General features: G+C 73.6%; 21 protein-coding genes. 7 read left to right on the plus strand and 14 right to left on the minus strand.

The annotated features are described in order from the left end of the window. Window positions 1-768, minus strand: coding sequence for an ABC transporter ATP-binding protein (locus tag AAH991_RS09695; RefSeq protein ID WP_346225427.1), 768 nt, complete (start codon window positions 766-768; stop codon window positions 1-3). Between the two features lie 212 nt (window positions 769-980). Between AAH991_RS09695 and AAH991_RS09700 the strand changes: the two genes are divergently transcribed. The 7 genes from AAH991_RS09700 (at window position 981) to AAH991_RS09730 (ending at window position 8090) form a co-directional block, all read left to right on the plus strand. Next, window positions 981-2570 (plus strand): acyl-CoA carboxylase subunit beta, encoded by a 1590-nt coding sequence (locus tag AAH991_RS09700; RefSeq protein ID WP_346225428.1) that lies wholly within the window; start codon window positions 981-983, stop codon window positions 2568-2570. Then, complete coding sequence (locus tag AAH991_RS09705; RefSeq protein ID WP_346225429.1) at window positions 2567-2812, plus strand: acyl-CoA carboxylase epsilon subunit; 246 nt, start codon at window positions 2567-2569, stop codon at window positions 2810-2812. Before AAH991_RS09700 ends, AAH991_RS09705 begins: the two co-directional genes overlap by 4 nt. Window positions 2813-2955: 143 nt before the next feature. Continuing rightward, window positions 2956-3894: an NYN domain-containing protein gene (locus tag AAH991_RS09710; protein WP_169986141.1), complete on the plus strand. Its 939-nt coding sequence runs from the start codon at window positions 2956-2958 to the stop codon at window positions 3892-3894. 169 nt (window positions 3895-4063) lie between these two features. Beyond that, on the plus strand, window positions 4064-5566 hold the full coding sequence (locus AAH991_RS09715) for a DNA-3-methyladenine glycosylase 2 family protein (protein WP_346225430.1): 1503 nt from the start codon (window positions 4064-4066) through the stop codon (window positions 5564-5566). Further along, a complete protein-coding gene (locus tag AAH991_RS09720) occupies window positions 5563-6057 on the plus strand; it encodes a methylated-DNA--[protein]-cysteine S-methyltransferase (RefSeq protein ID WP_346225431.1) in 495 nt (164 codons plus the stop codon). Before AAH991_RS09715 ends, AAH991_RS09720 begins: the two co-directional genes overlap by 4 nt. Window positions 6058-6267: 210 nt before the next feature. Beyond that, window positions 6268-6936, plus strand: coding sequence for a response regulator (locus AAH991_RS09725; RefSeq protein ID WP_346225432.1), 669 nt, complete (start codon window positions 6268-6270; stop codon window positions 6934-6936). Next, window positions 6930-8090 carry a sensor histidine kinase gene (locus AAH991_RS09730; RefSeq protein WP_346225433.1) on the plus strand — a complete coding sequence of 387 codons (1161 nt, stop codon included), beginning with the start codon at window positions 6930-6932 and terminating at the stop codon, window positions 8088-8090. Before AAH991_RS09725 ends, AAH991_RS09730 begins: the two co-directional genes overlap by 7 nt. Window positions 8091-8141: 51 nt before the next feature. Here AAH991_RS09730 and AAH991_RS09735 read toward each other — a convergent pair whose 3' ends face one another. The 13 genes from AAH991_RS09735 to AAH991_RS09795 all read right to left on the minus strand — a co-directional run bounded on the left by AAH991_RS09735 (window position 8142) and on the right by AAH991_RS09795 (window position 21781). After that, window positions 8142-8813 (minus strand): hypothetical protein, encoded by a 672-nt coding sequence (locus AAH991_RS09735; RefSeq protein WP_346225434.1) that lies wholly within the window; start codon window positions 8811-8813, stop codon window positions 8142-8144. A gap of 182 nt (window positions 8814-8995) precedes the next feature. Then, the gene (locus tag AAH991_RS09740) at window positions 8996-9970 is read right to left on the minus strand and encodes a hypothetical protein (protein ID WP_346225435.1); all 975 of its coding nucleotides are present in this window, start codon (window positions 9968-9970) and stop codon (window positions 8996-8998) included. Further along, window positions 9967-10749: a hypothetical protein gene (locus tag AAH991_RS09745; protein WP_346225436.1), complete on the minus strand. Its 783-nt coding sequence runs from the start codon at window positions 10747-10749 to the stop codon at window positions 9967-9969. The genes AAH991_RS09740 and AAH991_RS09745 overlap by 4 nt, the downstream gene beginning before the upstream one ends. 158 nt (window positions 10750-10907) lie before the next feature. Further along, window positions 10908-14624: a hypothetical protein gene (locus AAH991_RS09750; protein WP_346225437.1), complete on the minus strand. Its 3717-nt coding sequence runs from the start codon at window positions 14622-14624 to the stop codon at window positions 10908-10910. Then, window positions 14621-15022, minus strand: coding sequence for a pilus assembly protein TadG-related protein (locus tag AAH991_RS09755; protein ID WP_346225438.1), 402 nt, complete (start codon window positions 15020-15022; stop codon window positions 14621-14623). The genes AAH991_RS09750 and AAH991_RS09755 overlap by 4 nt, the downstream gene beginning before the upstream one ends. 191 nt (window positions 15023-15213) lie before the next feature. Further along, the gene (locus AAH991_RS09760) at window positions 15214-15579 is read right to left on the minus strand and encodes a TadE/TadG family type IV pilus assembly protein (protein WP_346225439.1); all 366 of its coding nucleotides are present in this window, start codon (window positions 15577-15579) and stop codon (window positions 15214-15216) included. A 284-nt stretch (window positions 15580-15863) separates the two neighbouring features. Further along, on the minus strand, window positions 15864-16625 hold the full coding sequence (locus AAH991_RS09765; protein WP_346225440.1) for a TadE/TadG family type IV pilus assembly protein: 762 nt from the start codon (window positions 16623-16625) through the stop codon (window positions 15864-15866). 46 nt (window positions 16626-16671) lie between these two features. Then, window positions 16672-16911: a hypothetical protein gene (locus AAH991_RS09770; RefSeq protein WP_346225441.1), complete on the minus strand. Its 240-nt coding sequence runs from the start codon at window positions 16909-16911 to the stop codon at window positions 16672-16674. Beyond that, the gene (locus tag AAH991_RS09775) at window positions 16911-17903 is read right to left on the minus strand and encodes a type II secretion system protein (RefSeq protein WP_346225442.1); all 993 of its coding nucleotides are present in this window, start codon (window positions 17901-17903) and stop codon (window positions 16911-16913) included. The genes AAH991_RS09770 and AAH991_RS09775 overlap by 1 nt, the downstream gene beginning before the upstream one ends. Before the next feature lie 129 nt (window positions 17904-18032). Continuing rightward, complete coding sequence (locus AAH991_RS09780) at window positions 18033-18980, minus strand: type II secretion system F family protein (protein ID WP_346225443.1); 948 nt, start codon at window positions 18978-18980, stop codon at window positions 18033-18035. Then, the gene (locus AAH991_RS09785) at window positions 18977-20296 is read right to left on the minus strand and encodes a TadA family conjugal transfer-associated ATPase (RefSeq protein ID WP_346225444.1); all 1320 of its coding nucleotides are present in this window, start codon (window positions 20294-20296) and stop codon (window positions 18977-18979) included. Before AAH991_RS09785 ends, AAH991_RS09780 begins: the two co-directional genes overlap by 4 nt. Further along, a complete protein-coding gene (locus tag AAH991_RS09790) occupies window positions 20293-21096 on the minus strand; it encodes a MinD/ParA family ATP-binding protein (protein ID WP_346225445.1) in 804 nt (267 codons plus the stop codon). Before AAH991_RS09790 ends, AAH991_RS09785 begins: the two co-directional genes overlap by 4 nt. A 1-nt stretch (window position 21097) precedes the next feature. Beyond that, the gene (locus tag AAH991_RS09795; RefSeq protein ID WP_346225446.1) at window positions 21098-21781 is read right to left on the minus strand and encodes a hypothetical protein; all 684 of its coding nucleotides are present in this window, start codon (window positions 21779-21781) and stop codon (window positions 21098-21100) included. Between the last annotated feature and the right edge of the window lie 424 nt (window positions 21782-22205).

Consider the following 22205-nt stretch of genomic DNA (forward strand, 5'->3'; position numbering starts at 1 on the left):
TCACGGCGCGCTCCCGGAGCCGAGCCACGACAGCCCCTCGTCCCCGTTTCCGCGCACGCCGACGAGATCGAGGAACGCCTCGTTGAGCGTGCGGCCCCGCCGTACGTCGTCGAGCGGGCCCTGCGCGACGACGAGCCCGCGGTTCATCACCGACACCCAGTCGCACAGCCGCTCGACCAGGTCCATCACGTGGCTGGAGAACACGACGGTGGAGCCCGAGGCGGTGAACCGGCGCAGCACCTCGGTCAGCGTGTTGGCCGAGACGGGGTCGACGCCCTCGAACGGCTCGTCGAGGAACAGCACGCGCGGGTTGTGCAGCAGCGCCGCCGCGAGGCCGATCTTCTTGCGCATGCCGGTGGAGTAGTCGACCACCAGCTTGTCCTGCGCCTCGACCAGGTCCATGACCTTGAGCAGTTCGTCGGCGCGTCTGCCGACCTCGTCCAGGGGGATGCCGCGCAGCTGGCCGCAGTACATGAGCAGCTCGCGGCCGGACAGCCGTTCGAACAGCCGCAGGCCCTCGGGCAGCACTCCGATGTGCGCCTTGACGCTGACCGGGTCGGCCCACACGTCGTGGCCGTCGATCTCGATGCGCCCGCCGTCCGGGCGGAGCAGCCCGGTGACCATGCTCAGGGTCGTCGTCTTGCCGGCGCCGTTGGGACCGACCAGGCCGGCGAAGCTGCCCCTCGGCACGACCAGGTCGACCCCGCCGACCGCCACCTGCTGCCCGAAGCGCTTGTACAACCCCTGCGTGCGCACGGCGTCCGCCATCGAGCCCCCATCCGTCTCAAGCCGTCGTAGATTCGAACGAACGGGACGTGAACCCCGTTCCTCACCTCACACAAGGAGCGTCCCGGTGAGCGCGACCCGGCGCGACCGGACGGCTTCCGGCTGGTTACCCTGTGCGCCATGGATTCGACGCGACCCGGAGCGGCGTTCGGGACCCGAGGGCCGCTGAGCATACGAGGAACGGTGAGCGGGCGATGAGCGCCGAACGCGCCCCCGAGATCGACATCCACACCACCGCCGGCAAGATCGCCGACCTGGAGCGCCGCCGGAGCGAGGCGGCCCACGCCGGCTCCCAGCGGGCGGTGGAGAAGCAGCACGCCAAGGGCAAGATGACGGCGCGCGAGCGGCTGGCGGCCTTCCTCGACGAGGGCTCCTTCGTGGAGTTCGACGAGCTGGCCAGGCACCGGGCGACCGCCTTCGGCCTCGACCGCGAGCGCCCGTACGGCGACGGGGTCGTGACCGGGTACGGCACGGTGGACGGCCGCCCGGTCGCGGTGTTCGCGCAGGACTTCACCGTGTTCGGCGGCTCGCTGGGCGAGGTCTTCGGCGAGAAGATCGTGAAGGTGATGGACCACGCGCTCAAGACCGGCTGCCCGGTGATCGGCATCAACGACTCCGGCGGGGCGCGCATCCAGGAGGGCGTGGTCTCCCTCGGCCTGTACGCCGAGATCTTCAAGCGCAACGTGCACGCCTCCGGCGTCGTGCCGCAGATCTCGCTGATCATGGGCCCGTGCGCGGGCGGCGCCGTGTACTCCCCCGCGCTGACCGACTTCGTCCTGATGGTGCAGGAGAAGTCGCACATGTTCATCACCGGGCCCGACGTCATCAAGACCGTGACCGGCGAGGAGGTGACGTTCGAGGAGCTGGGCGGCGCGCACACGCACAACTCGAAGAGCGGCGTCGCCCACTACGAGGCGTCCGACGAGCAGGACTGCCTCGACTTCGCCAGGGCGCTGCTGTCGTACCTGCCGTCCAACAACATGGACGACCCGCCGGCCTTCGCCGTCGAGGCGGACCTGGAGACGACCGACGAGGACCGCGAGCTCGACACGCTGATCCCCGACTCGGCCAACCAGCCGTACGACATGCACACGGTCATCGAGCACGTCCTCGACGACGGCGAGTTCCTGGAGATCCACGCGGGCTTCGCGCCGAACATCCTCGTGGGCTTCGGCCGGGTCGAGGGGCGTTCCGTGGGCGTCGTCGCCAACCAGCCGATGAGCTTCGCCGGCACGCTCGACATCGCCGCGAGTGAGAAGGCCGCCCGGTTCGTGCGCACCTGCGACGCCTTCAACATCCCGGTGCTGACCTTCGTCGACGTGCCGGGCTTCCTTCCGGGCACCGACCAGGAATGGAACGGCATCATCCGGCGCGGCGCCAAGCTGCTCTACGCCTACGCCGAGGCGACCGTGCCGCTGGTCACCGTCATCACCCGCAAGGCGTACGGCGGCGCGTACGACGTCATGGGGTCCAAGCACCTCGGCGCGGACGTCAACCTGGCCTGGCCCACCGCCCAGATCGCCGTCATGGGGGCGCAGGGCGCGGTCAACATCCTCTACCGGCGCGAGCTGGCCGCCGCCGACGACCCGGACGCCGCGCGGGCCCGTTTCATCGGCGAGTACGAGGACACGCTGGCCAATCCCTATCTCGCGGCCGAGCGCGGCTACGTCGACGCGGTCATCCGGCCCTCGGACACCCGGGTCCAGATCGTCCGCGCGCTGCGCGCCCTCCGCACCAAGCGGGCCGCGCTGCCGCCGAAGAAGCATGGGAACATCCCGCTGTGAGCAGCAGCGAGCCGTATCTCAGCATCGTGCGGGGGGACGCCACCCCCGAGGAGACCGCCGCCCTCGTCGCCGCGCTGGCGGCCCGGGCGGCGGCCCGGTCAGCAGCAGGGGCGGCGACACGCGGAGCCCGGCCCACGCCGCCGCCGGCCACGGGAAACTGGAGGAACGCGGCGCATCGGCTGCGCCCGGGGCTTCCGCACGGACCGGGAGCCTGGCGCCGGGCCTTCTTCCCCGGCGGCTGACGCCGTCTGCCCTGTCATCCGCGACGACCACGGTCCGATTACATCGACGGAACAGGGTGTCAACTGGCTCAAGAGTTGGGACTATCTAGAAAGCGGGGGAATATAGTCAGCCGATCATCTAGTGACGAGTCCAGGAGGACACCATGGCCATCCCGGACTTCAGCGCACATGGCATTTCCGCCAAGTATGCCGTTCTCGTGGACGTCGGTTACCTTTACGCGGCCGCCGGTGAAGTTCTCTTAGGCGCCAAGGAGCGTAAGGAGTACCGCGTCGCCGCGGACGAGCTGATCCAGGCGCTGCAGAAGCACGCGGTCGACCGCATCCAGGGCGAGTTGCTGCGCGTCTACTGGTATGACGCCGCCCGTGACCGGGTGCCCACCGTGGACCAGCGGGTGATCGCCCAGCTGCCCTGGGTCAAGGTCAGGCTGGGCAACCTGAACGCCCGTGGCCAGCAGAAAGGCGTGGACGCGCAGATCCGCAGCGATCTCGAGGCCCTGGCCCGGCACCACGCCGTGAGCGACACCGTGCTGATCGCCGGAGACGAGGACATGGTGCCCGCCGTGGAGGCCGCGCAGGCGTACGGCGTGCGCGTCCACCTGTGGGGGGTCGAGCCGCCGTTCGGCACCAACCAGGCCGAGCGGCTCGTCTGGGAGTCGGACACTGTCGAGATCCTGAGCGCCGACTTCCTGCGTCCGTTCTTCACCCGCGCCCCGGTGCCCGTTCCCGTGCCGCCCACGCCGTCGCCCGCCCAGGTCTTCGCGGGCCGTACGGTCAAGCCGATGCCGCCGAAGGCGCCCGCCGGTCAGGTCGCCAAGCTCGGCCCGGGCCGGCCCCGGGTGGAGGAGGTCGGCGAACATGTGGCCCAGAAGTGGATACTGACCCGCGGCCGGGACAACATCCGCGACCTGCTGCCGGGCCCGCTGCTGCCCACGGTGATCGACACCGAGCTGCTCATCGAGGCCGAGAAGGAGCTCGGCCACTCTCTCCGGCCCTACCCCGAGGCGCGCGTGTGGCTGCGCGACGGCTTCTGGGCCCGGGTCTACCGGGAGTTCGACCTCGGGGTCGGCATCTCCAGCAAGTGACGCCGGCGCCCGAGCCCGCGCGGGCGCTCCCGGCTCACGGCTGTCCCATCTCGCCCGGTGCACTCCCGGCGCGGCGCCCGAGCCCGCGCGACGCTCCGCGGCGCCGCCGCGACGGCGGCGTCCGATTTCCGCCAGCCCGCCCCGGTGGCCAGCGCATAACGTCGTGTGCGTGACCAGACGACAGCTCGACTTCGACGCGTGCTACCTCGCCGTGTCCGCCCGGGACTCCCGCTTCGACGGGCGTTTCTACACGGCTGTCACCACCACCGGCATCTACTGCCGTCCGATCTGCCCCGCCCGCACTCCCGCCCGGTCCAACGTGCGCTTCTACCGCCACGCCGCCGCGGCCGAGGCGGCAGGGTTCCGTCCCTGCCGCCGCTGCCGTCCGGAGCTCAGCCCCGGCGACCCCGGCTGGGACGTCCGGGCCGACCTGGTCGGACGCGCGCTGCGGCTGATCGACGACGGCGTGGCCGACGAGTCCGGCGTCGCCGGGCTGGCCCGCCGGCTGCACGTGACCGAGCGGCACCTGCACCGCCTGTTCGCCGCCGAACTCGGCACCGGCCCGCTCGCCGTCGCCCGCACCCGGCGGCTGCTGCTCGCCAAGCAACTGCTCACCGAGACCACCCTGCCGATCACGGACGTGGCGTTCGCCGCGGGGTTCGGCAGTGTCCGCCAGTTCAACGCGGCGATGAAGGAGTCGTACGGCTTCGCCCCGGGTGAGCTGCGCAGGGCCGGCGGGCCGGTGCACGGCGCGCCGGGTCCGGTCGCCCTCACGACCGGCCTCACCCTGCGGCTCGGCCACCGGGAGCCGTACGACGCGCAGGCGGTGCTGCGCTTCCTCGCCGCCCGGGCGATCCCCTCGGTGGAGGCCGTCTGCCGGTCGGGGGACGACGTGACGGCCTACACGCGGGCCGTCCCCGGCGGCTCGATCACGCTGCGGCCCGCCGCCGGGCACATCCGGCTCACCGTGCGGACCACCGAGACGCACCGGCTCTCCCGGCTGGTGGCGCGCTGCCGCCGCCTGCTCGATCTCGACGCCGACCCCGGGGCGGTGCGGGAGATCCTCGGCGCGACGTCGCTCGCGTCGCTGGTCGCCGCCCGTCCCGGGCTGCGGGTGCCGGGAGCGTACGACGGGTTCGAACTGGCGGTCCGGGCGGTGGTCGGGCAGCAGATCTCGGTCGCCGGGGCCCGCACCCTGCTCGGCCGCATCGCCGCCCGGGCCGGTCTGCCCGCCGTCCCGGACGGGGCGGGCGACGGCCACGCCCCCGAGGCGGACCAGGTGCCGTCGCTGTTCCCCACGGCGGACAGGCTCGCCGCCGCCGATCTCGACGGGCTCGGGCTCACCACCCGCAGGGTCGCCACGATCAGGGCGCTGGCCGAGGCCGTCGCCTCCGGCGCGATCGACCTCGACGGCGCGGGCGACCCCGCCGACACCGTCGCCGGGCTGCTGGAGATCCCCGGCATCGGCCCGTGGACGGCCGGTTACATCGCGCTGCGCGCGCTGCGCGACCCGGACGCGTGGCCCGAGGGCGACCTCGTGCTGCGCAAGACCATGGAACGGCTCGGCATCGCACCGGACGAGACCGAGCGGTGGCGGCCCTGGCGCGCGTACGCCGCGCTGCACCTGTGGAGCCACGCATCCGACACCGCGGAAGGACGCGACAAGTCATGATTGTCACGCAGACCCTGCCCACCCCCGTGGGTCCCCTCGCCATCCTCGCCCGTGACGGCGTGCTCGTCGCCGCCGGCTTCACCGCCGACCCCCGCGAGATGGTCGCCCGGCTCTCGCCGTCCCTGCGGGCGCTTCCCCTGCGGGAGGGCGATCTCGGCGACGCGGCCGAAGCCGTGCGGGACTACCTCGACGGGAAGGTCGACGCGCTCGACCGGATCCCGGCCGAGCAGCCCGGCACCCCGACGAGGCAGCGCCTGTACGAGGCGCTGCGCGCCGTGCCCGCCGGGACCACCGTGTCGTACGCGCAGCTGGCGGAGAAGGCGGGGCTGCCCAGGACGGCCGCGCGGGCCGCGGGGGCGGCCTGCGCGCAGAACCTGATCGCGCCGTTCGTGCCGTGCCACCGCGTGCTGCCCTCGACCGGCGGTTACGGCGGCTACTACTACGGCACGTCCGTCAAGGAGTGGCTGCTCGCCCACGAGTCCCGCGCCTGAGTCGCGCCGGGCCGCTCCCGGGCCGTACCGGGGCGCGTCGGGCCGCACCGGGCCGCGTCGGGGCGCTGCGGGACGGGTCATCCGGGGGAGGGACGGGCCATCCGTCACTCGAGGGACCGCGCGGCCCGCGAGGTCACGTCGCCGAGGGACGCCTTCCCGCGAGCGGCCCGGTTACGCTGCCGCCGGTGCCATCGACGACGGGAGCCTCCGGTGACCATCAGGCTGGTGATCGCCGACGACCAGTCGATGATCAGGGCCGGGCTGCGGCTCGTCGCGGAGTCCGAGCCGGGAATCGAGGTCGCCGGGGAGGCGGCCGACGGCTTCGAGGCCGTGGAGGTGACCCGGCGGCTCCGCCCCGACGTGCTGCTGCTGGACATCGCGATGCCCCGGCTGGACGGGATCGGCGCGGCCAGGCTGCTCCTCGCCGAGCCCCGGCCACCGAGGATCATCATGCTGACCACCTTCAACACGGGCGACAACCTGAAGGCCTCGCTGCGGGCCCGGGTGAACGGCTTCCTGCTCAAGACCTCGCCCCCGGAGCACCTGGTGGAGGCGGTGCGGGCCGCGGCGGCGGGCGCCGCGCTGATCGACCCCACGGTGGCCCCCCGGGTGATCGACGAGATCGCGAGCCTGCCCGACCTCGCCGCGCCGGCCGAGCTCGGCTCGCTCAGCGAGCGCGAACTCCAGGTCCTGCGGATGGTCGCGCAGGGCCTGTCCAATCCCGAGATCGCCCGTGACCTGGGCATCGGCGAGGCGACCGTCAAGACGCACGTCGCCCGCGTCCTGCACAAACTCCGCCTGCGCGACCGCATCCAGGCGGTGGTTTTCGCCTACGAGGCCGGGGTCGTACGGCCGGGAGAGCGGCCCGGGCCGTGCTGAGGCGACTCGCGGGCGACTGGCGGCCCTCCCGCCTCGACGTCCTGCTCTCCCTCGCCGTGGCGGTCGCCGGGCTGGTGGAGTCGTTCGGCCGGCAAGGTCCGGAGCCGTGGCAGATCGGCGACCCGTTCCCGTTCGCGGCGGGCGCGGTCGCGGCGGGGCTGGTGGTGCTGTCGCGGTCGATGTTCCCCGCGACCTCGCTCCTCGTGCTGACGGCCATCGGGTGGGCCGTGCAGGCGGTCGCCGGTCCCGGTTATTACGCGGCCTGGCACCTTTACTCGACGCTGATCCTCGTCCACACCGTGGCCGGCGCGGCCGAACCCCGCAGCCGGCGCGGGCTCGCGGGGCTCGGGTGCGTGCTGCTCGCCTACGCGCACCTGCAGACACTGCAGAGCAACGACGTCGCCGAGGTCCTCATCGGCGCGATCTTCGTCGGCGTCGCGTACGGCAGCGGCATCCTGCTGCGCCGGCAGATCGACCAGACCAGACGGCTGGCCGAGCAGGCGGCCCGGCTCGAAGCCGAGCGGGAGGAGCGGGCGCGGTGGGCGGTCGCGCAGGAGCGATCCCGCATCGCCCGGGAGCTCCACGACGTCGTCTCCCACAACGTCAGCCTCATGACGTTGCACGCGGGCGGGGTGCGCAGGCTGCTCGGGGACGACCGCGCCCGCGAGCGCGACCTGCTGTTCGCGGTGGAGCAGGCCGGCCGTGAGGCGGTCGAGGAGCTCGGGCTGATGCTCGGCATGCTGCGCGACGCCGGGGCCGCGCCGCCCTCGCCGCAGGCCGGGCTCGACCGGCTCGACGAGCTGATCTCCCAGGTGGCGGAGGCCGGTCCGGAGGTGCGCCTGCATGTCGCGGGCGAACCCCGGCCCCTGCCGGCCGGGCTCGGCCTGTCCGCCTACCGGGTGATCCAGGAGGCCCTGACGAACGTGCTGAAGCACGCGCACGCCACGAGGGTCGACGTCGTCCTCCGCTACGCGCCCGGCGAGTTGCGCGTGACCGTCGTCAACGACGGGGTGGGCGTTCACGCGGCGGGCACGGGCGGACACGGGCTCATCGGCATGCGGGAGCGGACCGCGCTGCACGGGGGCGAGCTGTCCGCCGGGCCCACGCGGTCAGGGGAATACCGCGTGCTGGCGGTCTTCCCGCTCCCCGGCTGAGCGCCTCACGCCTCCACCGCGGCCCTCGCCGGTGCTTCCCGGTTGAGCGCCTCACGCCCCCACGGCGACACTCGCCGGGGCGTCACCCGCCCACTCGTCGTCGGTCATGCGCAGCATCCTGAGCCCGATCACCCCGGAACCGGCCAGGTAGAGCAGCCCGCCGACGATCGTGCCCACCGGGTAGATCGGCGCCCCCAGAATGCCGGCGAGCATCGCGAACGGCGCCCACCACGGCGTACGCCGGGAATAGGCCAGCGCGAGCCCCAGCAGGAACAGGCCGAGCAGCCCGGCGAAACCGGGCACCTGAAACCCGAACGTCGCCCCGGGATCGGCGAACGCCTCGTCCCCGATCCGGGCCCCCTGCTCGGGCGGCAGGGCCCCCTCCAGGCGGGCGTAGAAGAAGTCGCCGAGCATCAGCGCGGAGAAGTTGACGACGCCGAGCAGCGCCAGGCCACCCGCGACGTGCCCGAAGACCACGCCCTTGTGCCGGATCAGGTGGATCATGCCGATGATCCCCGGCACCAGCAGGACCCAGCTCCAGTGCAGAAGCGAGGCGCTGACCGACACCTGCTCGGGATGACGGCCGTAGACGCCGACGCCGTCCCCGCCCTGCCGCAGCGCCGGGTCCGCGACCACCCCCGCGACGTAGACGAGCGGGGCGGCGACCAGGCAGAGCCCGGCCGCCGTACGGCGGAAGGCGCGTGCGTCCGCAAGCACTGACATGGCAACTCCTCGTGTCCGGCCCGCCGCCTGTCGGGCGGGACCGGCACGGAGAGTAGGCAGCGGCGTCCCGGCCGGTCGTCCCCCGCCGGGACGACCGGCGTTCCGCCGGTCTCCCTACGCACGGCCGCCGGCCATCCGCCCGACACGACCGGCGGCCTGCCCCCCTCGGGCCGGGCGGGGAGTCAGTTCTTGACGATGCTCTGGACCTCGCCGACGGGCACGTCCCTGGTCGCCGAGACCTGGATCGGGTTGTAGGCGAACGGGACGGCCTGGCCGCCCTGGTTGCCGTTGCCGACGACGTTCCAGACGCTCGTCACGGTCAGCGTGTAGACCTTGCCCGGCTGGTCGACGGAGGAGTGCAGGTAGACGACGCCGCACTCGGGTTTGCCCTCGCCGTCCTTGTCGGCGCCCTTCACGTACGGTTTGCCGGTGGCGCCGCATCCCTTGTCGTACACCTCGGCGCGGTCGGCGTCGGTGCCGGATTTGATCACGAGGTGGTCCGGCGTCGCCGTGACGGTGGCGGACATGACCCCCGGCAGCGTGGCGGTGACGGACCGGGGCGCCGCCTCGGCCCCGTCCAGCCACACCCAGGTCCCCAGGTTGACGTAGCTCTTGACGTCCGGGCTCAGCTTGATCTTCGGCTCCGGCACGGTCAGCGCGGCCCTGGCGATCTGCATGAGCTGTTCCAGCGTTATGCCCCCGGCGGGGGTGGTGCCCTCGGGCACCCAGACGAGCGGCTCGAGCCCGGCGGCACACGACGGCCCCTCCGGGTTGCCTGCGTCGTAGGCGACGCCCCACCACTGGCCCTTCTCCCCGATTTTGTCGCCGAACTTGTCCAGGTCCACGTCGTAGTCCAGCCCCGCCTCCACCGCCTGCTTCTTCTGCTGCGCCTGGAGGTTGCGCATGTCGTCGGCGGACGAGTTCGGCTCGTACCAGCAGGGGCGGGGCATCCGATAGCCGTCGCTCTTGCCACCGAGCCCGTTGCCCGACAGACCGATCTTGGAGTTGGTCAGCTTGACCCCGGCGGTGTTGCCGTTCTGGAACGCCTCGCCGTGCGGCGTCCCGTCCGGATCGTCGGCGGCGGCCGGCGGCGCGCACACCGCGAGCACGCCGCAGGCCAGCAGGGACGTCACCGCGATCGCCGTTCTGCTGCTCATCGCTGGCACTCCTTAGCGAGCTCGTCCGGGTAGTCCGCGTGGCGGTAGAGCCGGATCCGCCAGACGCCGTCGTCGCCGCGCCCCAGGCCGGCGGTCTGCAGGTAGACCGCGCGCGGGCGTTTCAGCCAGGCGGGCTGACGGGCCAGCGCGGTGCCCTCCCGGTCGGTCAGCCGCACGCCGGTCACGTCGACGCAGCCGTAGACCTCCGCACCGCGTCCCGTCATCGCGGGCACCCGCAGGGCGTAGAGCTTGGCGACGCCCCGGGCCGACCGCCCGTCCTCGAGGAATTTCCGCACCCAGGTGACGGCGTCCTGGTAGGCGGACGACTCGGGGTCGATGCCCTTCACGTACGAGCGGTCGCCGCCGGAGGTGCCGACGGCCCGCCACTGGGCCGTGAAATCACGGGCGAACGCCTTGATCGCGGCTGATCGCACCGGGTCGGGCTCGTCCGGCCACTCGATCTCCACGGTCAGCCCGGGGGCCGCCGTGATCGCCTCTGCCCCCGGCGGGCTGGCGGGCGTCCCGGCCGCCGCGGCCGGTTCGGCGCCGCCACCCGGGGTGAAGCCGCGGTCCGCGTCCGGCGGGGCGCACGCCGGCAGAAGCAGCACGCAGGCCGAGATGAGCAGCGCGGGGACCGGAGCCAGCAGCGCGCGGACCGACAGTGCGCGAGCCGGGGTGAGCAGTGCGCGAGCCGGGGCGAGCAGCGCGCGGACCGGAGTGCGCGACGCGCGAGCCGGAGCGAGCAGCGCGGCCGCCGCCGTGGCGAGTCCTGGACGCATCAACGCGGTCCTCCGCAGTACGCGATCCCCCGCCCCTGCCACCCCTGTCGCTGCCACCTCTGCCACGGCCACCTTAGGAAGGGCCGTCGGCGACGAGCCAGCGCTATGCGCCGATCGGCATGATTCGGAGGGTGGCATCCCGAGCATTGGGGCTCCGATCAGGCGAGACGTGAGGTTCTGAGGTCCGGGGAGACGGTGCGGCGCCAGTCGGGCAGCAACTCGTCGATGAGCGCCTCCGTCTCCGGCGCCATCCCCCCGCCGTACGGGTGCGAGGCGGCGCGGCGCAGCAGACCGTCGACGACCGCCCGCAGCCGGACGGGCTCCCCCGTGGCGTGCGCCGCCCGGAGCAGGTCGCGCCACAGCCCCTCGTCGTCGGCCGCGAGCAGCAGCCCGGCCCGGGCCGCCGCCACCGCGCCGTGCGGGTCGTGGCGGGCCAGCCGGATTTCGCACAGCGCGTGGGCGGCGTCCGCCACCCAGGCCGTCACGTCGTACTCCAGGGGGTCGGCCGCCAGCCAGGCGTACCGGTCGGGCGGCCTGCCGTTCAGCAACGGGCCGCGCACCAGCTTCAGCGCACGCTCCAGTAGGCCGGCCTCCACGTCGCCGGCGCCGAGCGTGGCCCCGCCGGATGCGGCGGCACCGGGTCCGGCGGTCTCGGCCCACTCGCCGGCCTGCCGTACGAGGTCCTGGAAGAGCCGCCAGTCCGTACGGATCTCCGGCCCGAGCCGCAATCGCCCGGACCGGTCGAGGAGCAGGTGAGGGCGTCCCTCGGAGTCGCGCCCGAGCCACTCGGCGACCCGCGCGATCGTGGCGTCGCGCACCGCGAGCTGCACGCCGCGCGGCCACAGCACGCCGGCCAGCACGGCCGGATGGACCCCGTCCGGGTGGGTGGCCAGGTAGACGACGAGTTCGTGGGCGAGGGCCGCCCGGCCCTCTTCGAGCGGGTTCACCGGACTGATCTCGATCGGGCCGAGGATGCGGACCTCGATGGAGGGCGGCTCCTCGCTCAGCCGCTCGGTGAGCGGGGTGAGCGGCTCGCCCTCCTGCTGCCGGGTGGTGTCGAACAGGCCGACCACGGCGTCGTAGTGCCGGCGGGGCAGCAGGTGGGCCTCGATGTCCAGGCCCAGGGCGTCCACCCGGGCCCGGCCGTCGTCGGTGACCTCCCACCTCCAGGTGGCGTGCGGCACCTCGCCCGCGATCACGAAGCCGCAGGCCGTACGCCGGCCCTTGCCGAGCAGCGCCAGGCGGCGCGCCTCGTCCTCGTCGGGACGGATGGCCGACAGGAGATAGTGCGGGGTGTGGGCGGGGTCGGCCACCCGGCTGTGGACTCGGCCGGTCAGCACGTCGCCGTCGTACCGGGCACGCTCCTCGAACTCCGGCAGCACCTCGGTCAGGCTGCCCGCCGTCCTGATCCGCTCGGGCGCGAGCCGGGTCAGCTCCTCGCCGAAGCCGACGAGCGTGACGCGCATCTGGTCGGACCACCGGTTGGTCGCCAGTTCGACCGCGAGCGCCGACAGGGCGGCGACGGTGTGCGTCCCGGTGATCGCGATCACCCCGTGCGCGGCCTCCAGGTCGACCAGGACCCGGCCGCCCTGCCCGGTGCCGAGCGAGACCAGCCCGGGATAGGGCGCGGGCACTGCGGCCAGCGTGTGCTCGTCGATGCGGCGTCCCTCGTGGGCCGGAAGACGCCAGACCTGCCCGTCGTCGCAGGACTCCCACGGTTCGGGCGCGTCCTGTTCCGCCGGGTGGATCCACAGGTCGAGGCCGCGGTTGGACAGGTGGACCGCGTAGATCGTCGGAGGGCGCCGGCCGGCGTCGGCCAGCAGGCGGCCGAGCAGGCGCAGGCCGATGTCGAGCATCCGGCTGCCGGGGGCGTCGGCGCCCAGCCGGATCGCGACCTCGGCTTCGGCGGCGTCCCCGCGCGGCCGGGCGATGCGCCAGCCGAAGGCCCGGCGCCACAGTTGCTCCCGCCGCCTGCGGCCGAGCAGGGCCAGCAGCCCGGCCGCCGCCAGCGACGACGCCGCCAGGTAATCGGCGAGGACCGGCCCACTCTGCCGGTCTCCGGGCTCCTCGCCGGCGGTCAGGTGACCGTCTTTGTCCGGCGACGGCAGGGACGGCGCTGTGGAGGGCCGCGTGGACGGCTGCGTGGAGGGCCGCGTGGACGGCTGCGCGGCGGCATGGTCACCCGACGCCGTGGCCTCCGCCGTGGGCCTCCCGTGTGCCGGCGGCCGTGCAGCGGGAGGCGCCGTGGGAGGTGCCGTGGGAGGCGTCTCCCGCGCCGTCTCGTCCACCCCGGCGGGCTGGGCGGTGGTCGTGCCGACCGGGCGCGCTGTCGGCGTCGATTGGGCGGTGGCGGGTGTGTCCGTCGCATCGCCGGCGCGGCCGGTGCGCTCGGACGGGGTGTCCTGCGGCATCGCGGGCGGGGGCAGCACGATCCCCGGTTTGCTCGGCTCGGGCGTCGCCCTGCCCCGCTGATGGCCCGCGTCCCCCGGACGTCCGGCTTCACCCTGCTGTCCGGCTTCACCCTGCTGTCCGGCTTCACCCTGCTGTCCGGCCTTGCCCTGCTGTCCGGCTTCGCTTTGCCGGGCCGTGGGGTCGCCCTGCCCCTGGTCGGGCCGGGTGGTGTCCGCCTCACCGCCCGTCCGGCCGTCCGCCGCGCCGCCCGTCGCGCTCCCGGTGTCCGAACCGGCGGTGGGACGCGGTGCCGGCCTCGTTCGCCGGTCCTCGGTGGTGCGCCGGTCTTCCGCCGCCCCCTGGTCGGCGTGGACGTCGCCGCGGGTCGTCCCTCCCCCGGCGTACCGGGTGTCGCCGTCGAGCTCGGCGGGGGCGTGGCGGTGCTCCTTCAGGATCTCCGGCCGGTCGTCGTCGACCGGCACGATGTGGACGTTCCTGGCGTCGTCCGGCATGTCGAGCACCCAGCCGGGACGGATGAGATCGGCCATGTGCAGCCGGCTGCCGTCGGGCTGCTCCTTGTGCTGGTTGAGCCGGTAGATCTCCGGATAGCGGCGCCCGTCGCCCAGGCACTTCTCCGCGATCTCCCACAGGCTCTCGTGGTGGCGTCCGTGCGGAGGCTGGACCACGTAGACCTTCTTGACCTCCCGGGCGTGCAGGGCCGGGCGCTCCGCCTCGGTCTGCGGCACCGGCGCCGACAACGCCGCGACCTGCGGCCGGATCGGGGCCGGGGCGCCCGCGCGGGCGATGGGCACCGCCACGGCGGCCGCGGTGAACAGCAGCAGCACGGCGGAGACCAGGCGGTTCGCGAGCGCCTGGGTGCCACCCGACAGCGGCACCCGGGCCGGCATGCCGACGCGCCGCAGCCCGGCGTAGACCTCGACGACCACGCACAGGAACAGCTGCAGCCAGGCCAGCCACACCAGGAGGATCAGGATCGCGATGATCGTGTCGGGGCCGACCTGACTGGTGAACACGTCCGCGTTCAGCAGGTCGCCGCTGACGGGCGGACCGGCCAGCCGGAGCAGCGCGTACGGCACGCCGCCCACCAGCGCCACCAGCGCGACCAGGGCCCCGAGGCCGGCGAGGACGTCCCCGGCCGTACGCCGGGTTCGCAGCCGTACGGGCCGGTCGTCGTGCCAGTGCTCGGGCGCCCGCTGCGGCCCCAGCACGGACGGCAGGCCCTCCGGGCGCGGGCGGGGACCCCTCCCGGGCGTGCCGCCCGCCGGGGCCTCGGTGCCGGAACCCCGCTGCGCTTCGCGCTCGAAACCCCGCCGCGCGTCGCGTCCGGAAGGCCGTTGCGGTTCACGCTCGAACCCTCGCCGCACGTCGCGCCCCTGACTCCGCTGGACCTCGCGCCCGGACCCCCGCTGGGTCTCGCGGAGGAACTCCTCCCGCCGCCCGCCCGGCGGCCGCGTCCCTGTCATGCCTCTCCCGGATCAGGAGCGGCCGTGGCCTCCGCCTCCATGTCCGAGCCGGCGAACCCCAGCGCGGCGAGGAAGAAGGCGTTCCAGTGAACCGACACCGACACGGTGACGTCCGCCTGGCCGCCGCCCACGGTGCACTCGGTCATGCGTACGCCGTCGGCCTGCTGGTTGGCCGTGATCTCCTCGGCCGGGCCGCACACCGCGCTCTCGTCGGCGAGCAGCCGCACCTGACCGGTCGCCCGCAGGGTCTCGACGTCGATCTGGTCGGCGGCGGCGCGGGCGGCCTGCTCGGCGATGTCCGCGGCCTTCAGCCGGGCGTTCATGGCGGCTCCGCCGTCGACCAGCAGCCCGGCCAGCAGGAACACCACCCCCGAGAAGAGGACCACGAACACCGACATGGAGCCCCGCTCCCCCGGCCCCCCGCGTGCGGCGGCACGGGTCGCGCGCGCGCCCGCGGCAGGCCTCACGGGGGTGCGCGGCGACGGCACCGCGCCCCGGGGCCGACGCGGAGCGGTCCCGGGGTCACGCGGACGCCGGCCACGCCACGGGCGGACGGAGGCCGGAGAGCCGGGGCACGGACGCGGCGGGGTCACTGCACCCTCCGGTACCGCTCGAGCGGCACCACCGAGGCGCCCGACATCTGCTTGCTCGCGCCGAAGCCGAGGAAGTCGAGGTCGAGTTCGCAGGTCACGGTCGCCCGTACGAAGCCGTCCATCTTCCACTCACTGCCGGACGTGCTGACCTGCGGCGAGCAGTCGCCGGAGAGCGCGGCTTCGGCGGCCTCCTTCGCGGCCGACTCGGCCTCCGCCTCGGTGCGCTGCACGGACGCCGCCCGGGCGGCGTCCCGCGCGGCCCCGTTGACCTCTCCCTGGGCCTCCACGATCCGGCCCGCGCCCACGAGGAACAGCAGGAAGAGCAGGAAGAGCGGGGCCAGCATGACCGTCTCGGCCGTCATCGACCCGCGTTCCCCCTCGTGCGGTCCCCGGCCGGTTCGCCCCCGGCCAACGGGGCCCCAGCGGCCGGACAAGCCGGGCACGTCGCGCGGTCCAGGCACAGCCGGCACGGAGGGCACAGTGCGCGGCCCGGGCACAGCCGGCACAGCGCGCGACGTGGGCAGCGCTGGCGCACCCTGCGGTCGCAGCACACCGGGCACAACGCTCGGTCCGGGCATAGCGGGCACAGCGCTCGGTCCGGGCACAGCGGGCTCGCTGGCCGGGGCGGATTCGGGCGAGATCCGGGTCATTCGCAGCCGTCCGAGCCGTCGTCGGGACGGAAGCACTCGATGGGCCCGCCGAAGCGCGAGGTGATCGTGAAGGTCATCTCTGGCAGCAGCGGCACCACCTGAACGGCGCTGCCGGTGATCTCCACCCCGCGCTGGTCGCCCTGCTCCCACGCCTTGGCCTGGGCGTTCTTCAGCAACTGCGGCCCGATCGCCTGCACGATCTGCCGCGCCTTGCCCTCGGCCGCCTCCTGCCAGCCGTCGGAGCCGCCCGCCCGGGCGATGCGCGCACCCTCCCGCGCGGCGGCGTCGGCGACCTGGCGGCCGTGGAACCAGAGCGTGACCTGGACGATCAGCAGCACGACGGCGAGCACGACCGGCATGAGAATGGCGAGCTCGATCACCGTGGCGCCCCGCTCGCTCCTCGGGCGTCCCGAGGCCGACCCGCCTCGCTCGCCGCGTCCGCTCGCCCCGGCCCGCACACTGCCCGCGAGCCGTTCGCTCGCCCCGGCCCGCACACTGCCCGCGTACCGTTCGCTCGCCCCGGCCCGCACACTGCCCGCGTACCGTTCGCTCGCCCCGGCCCGCACACTGCCCGCGTACCGTTCGCTCGCCCCGGCCCGCACACTGGCCTCGGCCCGGCGCGGACGGGACCCGTACGGCGCGCGGGCCGCGTCCGCGGTCGCCCCGGCCCGCGCGTCGTGCACGACGGTCGCGGCGCCCACGACGGGCATCCGGCCCTCCGCGCACCGCACGAGGGTCGCGGCACGCGCGTTCGTCACTCCCGGCATGGTCGCCATACCCGGGTCGTCGCCACGCCCCCGCCGGTCACTCCCCGCCACCGCCGCCGGCACCGCCACCGCCGCCACCGCCGCTGAAGCTGTTCTGGATGTCGGACTGCTTCTGCTCGACCAACTGCTTGATCAGCGTGGCCAGGCCGAGCGCGACTCCGGCGATGATGGCGGTGATGATCACCCATTCGACCGCCGAGGCTCCCCTGGACGGGGCGTTCCTGGCGCGGTCCAGCCGTACGTGGAGCACGGCGATCAAATAGTGGAACCAGAGCATCAGGCCCCCAACATCTTCATGGCTGCGGGAAAACTGAGGAAGATCACGAAACCCGCGCACAGCAGGAGCTGGGCGACGAGCATCGACTGGGACCGTTCGCCCGCCTTGCCCTCGACCTCCGCGAGTTCGCGGCGGCGCAGGGTGGCGGCGCGGGCGGTGAGCGAGGCGCGGACCTTGGCGCCGTCGTCGGCGACGAGCCCGAGCGCGGCCGACAGGTCACGCAGCTCGTCCACGTTGATCTCGTCGCCGAGCTGGCCGAGGGCCTGCCAGGGGGTGATGCCGACGATCCGGGCGTTGGCCAGGGCCTCGCGGATGCGTTCCATCGCCCAGTTGGAGCCGGGGGCGGGCCCGGCACCGTTGACGGCCCCGTTGACGGACGTGGCGCCGTTCGGCGCCCCGGGCGTGGTGACGGGACTGCCGACGGCGACCGCCATCATCAGCGCCTCGGGCACGCCCCGGCCGCCCGCGAGGTTCATCGACACGAGGTCGAGGAAGGCGCCCACGGCGTGCCGGAAGTCCCGGCGCCGTACGGCGGCGTCCCGCCGGATCTGCGCGTCGGGCAGCAGGAAGAAGATCACGCAGACGACGAGGGCCGACCAGAGCGGCACCTGCACCGAGACGCCCCACCCCATCAGCGCGAGCCAGCCGACGAGGATCGGGAACGCCAGCAGGCCGGAGACGCCGAGCAGCAGCTTGGTCGCGAGGAACCCCTCGAAGGACTTGCCGAGAAGCGCCAGGTCGGCCTTGACGGACCGCGCCTCCCACCCCCGCGCCGCGTAGAACCGGGCCAGCCGCAGGCCGAGCACGCGGCGGAACTCGCTGACGTCCTCCTCGGGCGCGATCAGCGGCGCCCGCGGCACGCCCTCGCCGTCGCGGGCCTGGTCGAGCGCGGCGAGCCGGGCGGTCAGGCCGGGCCGGGGCGGGAACAGCGCCCGCAGCAGCAGGAAGAGCCCGAGGCCCAGCACGGCTCCGCAGAGCACCGTTTCGATCACGGCGCCCTCCGTCCGTCTGCGAGATCACGGAGCGTATCGCGCCTGGTAGACGGCGGATGCGCGATTTTCTGCATGATCACGAAGGGTGAAGCCGCTGGTCGGGAGTGCTCACTGCGACAAACTGCAAGATCACGGCTGGTCATGGAGCAGCTCACCGCCCCTCCCTGCGACCTTTTGCAAGATCACGCCCGTGTCCTTGTCCTTGGGGCGGTGGTAGGGGGCCAGGATCCGGGCCGGCTTGTCGAACCGGGCGAGCCGCCGCATCCAGGCGAACCCCGCGCCGAACAGGCCCGCCACCACGACCAGCACGGCCTGACCGAGCACGGAGTTGTACTCCTCGACGTACGAGCGGTTGAAGACGACCAGAGCAGCGGCGAAGGCGAGGGCGGTGCCGACCACGATCTGCACGCTCTTGCGGGTGGACCTGCGCTCGGCCTCCACGCGCCGGCGCATGTCCAGCTCCTCGCGCGCGGAGACCGCCAGGGCCGAGAGCACGTCGCGCAGGCCGGGGCCGCGCAGCCGCGAGTTGAGGATCAGCGCCGCCACGACGAGGTCGGCCGACGGGTCGTCCAGCTCGTCGGCGAACATCCGCAGCGCGTCGGCGAGCGGCATCCGCGTGTGCAGCCGGTCGACCAGGGCCCGCAGGTGCGGTTGCAGCGTGGGGGCCGCGGCCCGGATGGAGGAGGGGATGGCCTGTTCGAGCCCGGCCGCGCCGGCGATCGTGTCGCGCAGCGACTCCGTCCAGGCCGCCAGGCCCTCCAGGCGCCGCATGGCGGCCCGCTCCTCCGCCGCGCCGCCGGTGAACCCCCGCCAGGCCAGGACCAGCAGTACGGCTCCTCCCGCGATGACCGGCCAGCCGGTCACCACCAGCACCAGGACACCGGTGACCGCCGCGATCGCCGAGCGCGTGGACAGGGCGCGCAGCAGGCGCATCCGCTCGGCCCTGCCGTCCGGACCGGCCGGCCGGGGGCGCAGGCCGTACAGCGCCAGGGCGAGCAGGAAGAGCCCGCCGCCCGCCGCGGCGCCGGCCAGCAGCACCAGGGGGTCGAGGACGCCGGGAGGCAGCAGGCCGCTCATCGCCACGCTCCCCGCGCCGGGTCGTACCCGTGGGCGGCCAGTTCGTCCGCGCAGGAGATCGGGGCGTGCGGCACCAGGTGGTCGCCCGCCATGGCGAACACCTCCGAGGACAGCACGCGCCCGTCGCAGCCCGTGACCTCCCGGACGCTGGACACGTAGCGGCGCAGGGTGCCTCCCCGGTGGTAGTCGTTGCGCTTCTCGATGAACACGACGAAGTCGATGGCCCCGGCGATGAGCATGTGAGTGGCCTCGATCGGCAGCCGCTCCTCGGCCTGCAGCGCGTACGTCGCGATGCGGTTGAACACCTCCATGCTGGAGTTGGCGTGGATCGTCGACAGCGACCCGTCGTTGCCCTGGGTCATCGCGTTGAGCATCGTGACGATCTCGTCGCCCAGCACCTCGCCGACGATCACCCGCGAGGGGTTCATGCGCAGTGACCGCCGCACCAGCTCGGCCATCGTGATCTCGCCCTGCCCCTCGGAGTTGGGCAGGCGGTGCTCGAAGGCCACCGCGTTGGGGTGCAGCTCGGGGAACTGGTCGAGCCCCAGCTCCAGCGCGCGCTCCACCGTGATCAGCCGCTCGTGCGGCGGGATCTCGTTGGCCAGGGCCCGCAGCAGCGTGGTCTTCCCCGCGTTCGTCGAGCCCGCGATCATGATGTTCTTCCGCGCGGCCACCGCGGCCGTGAGGAACCGGCCCAGCTCGGGGGTGAGCGTGCCGTTCCCGACGAGGTCGCTGAGGAACACCTTGCCGAGGCGGGCGCGGCGGATCGACAGCGCCGGCCGCACGGTGACGTCCATGACGGCCGACAGGCGGGAGCCGTCGGGCAGGCGCAGGTCGAGCTGCGGGTTGGCGGTGTCGAAGGGCCGCGACGACAGGCCCGAGTACGCCGCGAGGATCTGGATCAGCTCGACGAGCTCCTCGTCGGTCTCCGCGACGGGGTCGTGCATGAGCTCCTGGCCGTCGGCGTACCCGACGAAGACCCGGTCGCAGCCGTTGATGTCGATGTTCTCGACCTCGGGGTCGTCGAGCAGCGGCTGCAGGCGGCCGACGCCGAACAGCGCGGCGTGGATGCCCGCCGCCAGCGCCTCCTCCTCCTCGGCCGTGGGCGGGGTGCGGCCGACGCCGATCTCGCCCCGCGCGTGCTCCTCCAGCACCTGCGCGATCAGGGCCCGGGCGAACTGCCGCTCGTCCTCCCCCGACATCGGCGGCACGCCGCTCGCCTGGTCGAGCCGCCGCTGGTGCGCCAGCCGGTCGCCGACCTCCTGCCGGAACCGCTTCACCAGACCGTGGTCGATCGGCCGCCGCTGGGAGTTCACGACCGCACCTCCGGCTCCCTGTTCGCCCTGTTCGCCGTCCTGATGACGGGCGGCGCCGCCGCCGTGTCGCCGCCCGCGGCCAGCTGCGCGGCCAGGCGCGTGGCCAGCTCCCTGGCCGTACGGATGAGGAGGCTGCGGTCGAGCCGCCCGCCCCACTGCCCGCGCAGCAGTTCGGCGCCCTTCGGGTCGTAGGCGAGACCGCCGACGAAGGCGACGTCCCAGCCGGAGACGATGCGCCTGATCTCTTCCAGCGACGACCGGTACGACCGGGGGTCGGCGATCACCACGACCCCGACCTTGCGCCCGATCAGCGACAGCCGTTCGCGCAGATGGGCGACGTTGTCGAGGCTGGCCCGCGTGAACAGCACCACCTGGTCGGCCTCGGCCACCAGGTCGCCGATCTGGGGGTGCAGGCCCAGCCGGCCGCAGTCGGCGAGCACGTCGGCCTGGGGCAGGGCGGCGAACGCGCGGCCGAGCGGGCCCCACAGCCAGGTGAGACCGGCCGCCTGCTCGCCGTTGGTCAGGCCGGCCAGCACGTCGAGGCCGCCGACGAGGCGCTGCGTGTGCTCGTAGATCAGCTCCGTGTGGAGGCCGCGCCGCGCGACCGCGCCGAGGCTGAGCAGGCCGCGCCCGGGGTTGAGCACGCTCCCGTCGTCGCCGGGCAGCCGGTAGGCGAGGTCGCCGCCGGAGGGGTCGCACTCGGCCAGCAGAACCGGGCGGGGCCACACGGCGCCGAGGGCGGTCGCCGCGGTGGTCACGCCGGGCGCCCCCTTGTCGGCGGCGAGCACGATCAGCGCCACGTCACTTGACCCCCGGGAGCGTGATGAGGGCGATCTCCCCGCTGGAGGCGTACTGGGCGACGGCGGGCGCGATCGACGTGTCGACGACGACCGTGACCAGCCCGCCGCCCGAGCGCCCGGAGCCCACGCCGTGGACGCGGGCGGCGGTCGCCAGCACCTTCTGCTGGGCGGTGGCCGAGCCGCGTCCGGGCGCCGGCACGTAGACCACCTGGACGACGTCGCCGCTCCTCAGGTCGGCAGGCATCTGACCGGCCTTGAGCGAAAGGCCGACCTTGGCCTTGCCCGGTCCGACCTGGTCGGTCGTCTTGGCGGTCATCGGCTCGGTGAGCAGCGTGCCCGGCAGCAGCGTCACCCGGGCGTACGTCGTGGCCACCTGGTCCCTGAACCGCCAGGGGACGTAGTCGACGCCGGTGTCGGCGATCTGCACCTCCTGCATGGCGGACAGCGGGATGAGCTGCCCGGCCCCCACCTGCTGGGTGATCCGCACGGCCGAGACGCGGTCGCCGCTGCGCATGACCAGCAGCGTGGTGGCCAGCGCGCCGCCCAGGATGAGGAGGACGGCGAGCGCGGCGAGCGCGGGCTTGCGCTCCCTCGGCGGGACGGGCAGCTTGCGCGCGGCCGGCCCGGACAGGCCGGGCCGTGCGGGTGCGCGGCCGTCCTGCGGCGTCTTCTCGCTGATCCTCATGGGTGGGGGACTCCCAGGGATGAGGGCGCCCTTCTGTTTTCGGGCCGCTCGAATTTGTTTACGGTCTTGCCGTTTGTTGCGAATTCACTCCATTATGGCCAGCTTGCGCCGCCATAAGTGCCCTGATGCGCGACCCATGCTTATCCGTTAGGAATACGCCTGTCAACGGGAGTCGATCTATCGCCATATCGACACAAGGCTTTACTCTCACGATATTTCGTGATAGTACGTATGCACTTCTTTCCCAGTTGTCACACCATTCACACTGTTCGTGCATTGCGGACGGCACGCAAGCGGATCCGTACGCGGAAGGACTCTCCCGGCGGTGACGTCGAAGTGTGGCATGACAGGCACCTTTACCTATTCCGGAAAACGCCCAGATGAGCGCGGGTGGCGCGGCTACGGTGTCTCCGCAGGGCCGCAC

Origin of the sequence: Microbispora sp. ZYX-F-249 (assembly GCF_039649665.1) — a bacterium.
GTDB lineage: Bacteria > Actinomycetota > Actinomycetes > Streptosporangiales > Streptosporangiaceae > Microbispora > Microbispora maris.

What these genes read in the sequence shown, in the direction of transcription:
- AAH991_RS09695 (WP_346225427.1), bottom strand. Translation starts at nt 768, where the DNA reads ATGGCGGACGCCGTGCGCACGCAGGGGTTGTACAAGCGCTTCGGGCAG.
- AAH991_RS09700 (WP_346225428.1), top strand. Translation starts at nt 981, where the DNA reads ATGAGCGCCGAACGCGCCCCCGAGATCGACATCCACACCACCGCCGGC.
- AAH991_RS09710 (WP_169986141.1), top strand. Translation starts at nt 2,956, where the DNA reads ATGGCCATCCCGGACTTCAGCGCACATGGCATTTCCGCCAAGTATGCC.
- AAH991_RS09720 (WP_346225431.1), top strand. Translation starts at nt 5,563, where the DNA reads ATGATTGTCACGCAGACCCTGCCCACCCCCGTGGGTCCCCTCGCCATC.
- AAH991_RS09735 (WP_346225434.1), bottom strand. Translation starts at nt 8,813, where the DNA reads ATGTCAGTGCTTGCGGACGCACGCGCCTTCCGCCGTACGGCGGCCGGG.
- AAH991_RS09740 (WP_346225435.1), bottom strand. Translation starts at nt 9,970, where the DNA reads ATGAGCAGCAGAACGGCGATCGCGGTGACGTCCCTGCTGGCCTGCGGC.
- AAH991_RS09745 (WP_346225436.1), bottom strand. Translation starts at nt 10,749, where the DNA reads ATGCGTCCAGGACTCGCCACGGCGGCGGCCGCGCTGCTCGCTCCGGCT.
- AAH991_RS09750 (WP_346225437.1), bottom strand. Translation starts at nt 14,624, where the DNA reads ATGACAGGGACGCGGCCGCCGGGCGGGCGGCGGGAGGAGTTCCTCCGC.
- AAH991_RS09755 (WP_346225438.1), bottom strand. Translation starts at nt 15,022, where the DNA reads ATGTCGGTGTTCGTGGTCCTCTTCTCGGGGGTGGTGTTCCTGCTGGCC.
- AAH991_RS09760 (WP_346225439.1), bottom strand. Translation starts at nt 15,579, where the DNA reads ATGACGGCCGAGACGGTCATGCTGGCCCCGCTCTTCCTGCTCTTCCTG.
- AAH991_RS09770 (WP_346225441.1), bottom strand. Translation starts at nt 16,911, where the DNA reads ATGCTCTGGTTCCACTATTTGATCGCCGTGCTCCACGTACGGCTGGAC.
- AAH991_RS09780 (WP_346225443.1), bottom strand. Translation starts at nt 18,980, where the DNA reads ATGAGCGGCCTGCTGCCTCCCGGCGTCCTCGACCCCCTGGTGCTGCTG.
- AAH991_RS09795 (WP_346225446.1), bottom strand. Translation starts at nt 21,781, where the DNA reads ATGAGGATCAGCGAGAAGACGCCGCAGGACGGCCGCGCACCCGCACGG.